Source organism: Dyella sp. 01N36, from assembly GCF_056399745.1.
On record NZ_JBFTRY010000335.1, the window covers coordinates 1 to 2,044 of the forward strand.

General features: G+C 65.0%; 2 protein-coding genes. One reads left to right on the forward strand and one right to left on the reverse strand.

What is annotated here, in order from left to right:
• A partial coding sequence (locus AC1DMG_RS21800) for a hypothetical protein (protein WP_477181119.1) occupies positions 1–477 on the forward strand: 477 nt, incomplete at its 5' end.
• A gap of 106 nt (positions 478–583) precedes the next feature.
• On the opposite strand, the gene AC1DMG_RS21805 is transcribed toward AC1DMG_RS21800, so the two are convergent.
• The gene (locus tag AC1DMG_RS21805) at positions 584–1,984 is read right to left on the reverse strand and encodes a TIGR03013 family XrtA/PEP-CTERM system glycosyltransferase (protein WP_441603197.1); all 1,401 of its coding nucleotides are present in this window, start codon (positions 1,982–1,984) and stop codon (positions 584–586) included.
• Positions 1,985–2,044: the final 60 nt, after the last annotated feature.

Genomic DNA, 2,044 nt, shown 5'->3' on the forward strand with positions numbered 1-2,044 from the left:
ACCATGTCCGGCAACCGCGACCTGTCCGGCACGGTGCGCGAGATGCCCGATCCGTTTGCCGCGCGTCGAACCGCGGCGGCCGCCGATGCCACGCGGCACAGCGAGCCGGCCGCCGGCGGCCGGCGCTCGCACGCCCGACTCGCCATGTTGTTGGTGATCGTGGCGCTCGGCACCTTGGGCTGGGCGATGCATGAGGCCTCGTTGTCTACGTCCGATGGCAACGACGACGACACCAGCGTRCAGGCTGGCACCGGCAGCGTGTCGCACGAGGCCGCGGCCGAGGGTGTCGTCCTGCACGTGGGCATGTCCGCCGCCGATGTGCGTTCGGTCGAAGGCGAGCCGCTCGCCGTGCATGGCGAGCTGTGGGAATACGGTCCGTCGTGGATCCGCTTCGATCATGACGAAGTGGTGGAATGGCATAGCTCGCCATTGCATCCCTTGCACACCGAAGCGCACGCCACCTCGCTCACCCGCTGACGCAGGACCGCACGGGTCGCCAGGCGGCTGCCACACGCGATCTGATGGTAGGTCAGATCTCATCGTGTGCCTCCACCACCCGGCGGCCCGTGCGGTCGATGTTGATTCAACGCGCTCCGCGACCAAACAGCACCACTTCCACCGTCTGGATAAGAATCAACAGGTCCAGCAGCAGGTTGTGATTCTTCACGTAGAACAGGTCGTATTTGAGCTTTTCGGCGGCTTCCTCGACGGTCGCACCGTAGGGGTAACTGAGCTGCGCCCAACCGGCCAGGCCGGGCTTGAGGCAGTGGCGCAGGCTGTAATAGCGGATCTGCGTGGCCAGATCGGCCACGAACTGCGGTCGCTCTGGACGCGGGCCGACGATGCTCATGTCGCCCTTGAACACGTTCCAGAGCTGCGGTAGTTCGTCGATGCGAAGCTTGCGGCTGATGCGGCCGACGCGGGTCACGCGGTCATCGTTCTTCGCGGCCCAGCGTGCAATGCCATCGCGTTCGGCATCGGTGCGCATGCTGCGGAATTTCAGCAGGAGGAAAGTGCGCCCGTGCGCACCCACACGCTCCTGGCGATAGAGGATGGGCTGGCCCGCACCGGATTCGATGGTGATGGCCAGCGCCTCCAGCAGCATCAACGGCCAGCACAGCAGCAACAGCAGCGCCGCCGCACCAAGATCGAAGCAACGCTTGCTCAGCTGCCGCAGCGGCGTGGCATTGAACCCGCCGGAAAACACCAGCCACGACGGATCGAGGATGGTGAGCTGCAGCCGACCGGATTCGCGCTCGAAGAATGAGGTGAGATCGGTGATCGTGATGCCCATCTGGCGGCATTCCAGCAAGTCGTCCATGGGCATATGGCCGCGACGGTCGTCGACGCCCACCACCACTTCGTCGATCTGCTGGCGCAGCACCAGTACATGCAGCGGCAGGTTGGTGCGGATCAGGTGGTCTTCGGGCACGGCCACCGTCTCGTCGATGCGCGGCACATAGCCCACCACGCAGAACCCGCGGCGATCGGTGCGGCGACGCATCTGGTTGTGGATCTGCGCCGCACGATGGCCGGCGCCAAGAATCAGCACGCGGCGCTTCAGCGCCTCCACTTCCACCAGCTGGAGAAACAGCAGGCGGATGCCGAGCACCAGGATGAATCCCAGCAGCAGTGCGATGGCCAACACGCCGCGGCCGACATAGGCCTGCGGTACCACGTAGTAACCGACGACCAGCAGGATGCCACCCAGCACGAAGGCCACGAACTGGCGTGCGAGCAGGCCGAAGCGCGTCATGCGGATATGCGCCTGGTACTGGCCCAGCGCAATCATGCCGATCACCAGGATGCCGGCGAACACCAGCGAGCGCTCGGGCAGGTGCACGGTGAACTCGGCCAGTTCATCGGCGTTGTGCGCGTAACGGATGTAAGTGGCAAGCGTCAGCGACATGGCCAGCAACATCAGCTCGCAGATGCCGAGCAAGGCTAGCCAACGCATCGATTGCCGGCGCAGAAAACGAAGCATCCGATCCCCCTACGTCCCCGAGTATGGCCACGTCCCGTGGCGCAATGAGGAGGCTATCGC